Here is a 230-nt window from a genome sequence, read left to right as displayed (position 1 = left end):
CTCTTTTACTTCCTCTTTCGCTTCTTCAACTTCTTTTGTTGGTTCTTTCACTTCTTCTTTTGACTCTTCCACTTCTTTCGTTGGTTCTTTTACTTCTTCTTTTGACTCTTCAACTTCTTTTGTTGGTTCTTTCACTTCTTCTTTTGACTCTTCAACTTCCTTTGTTGGTTCTTTCACTTCTTCTTTTGACTCTTCCACTTCCTTTGTTGGTTCTTTCACTTCTTCTTTTG

The 230-nt window shown here is 35.7% G+C and carries 1 protein-coding gene; it reads right to left on the bottom strand.

Annotated elements, in window-relative coordinates:
- Window positions 1–230, bottom strand: a 230-nt coding sequence (locus MR167_RS33850) for a hypothetical protein (protein ID WP_242316305.1), incomplete at both ends; no start/stop codon positions are given.

This window comes from Bacillus cereus group sp. BfR-BA-01355 (genome assembly GCF_022663675.1).
GTDB classification, from domain to species: Bacteria; Bacillota; Bacilli; order Bacillales; family Bacillaceae_G; genus Bacillus_A; species Bacillus_A thuringiensis_S.
This window is presented reverse-complemented; position numbering and strand designations above follow the sequence as displayed.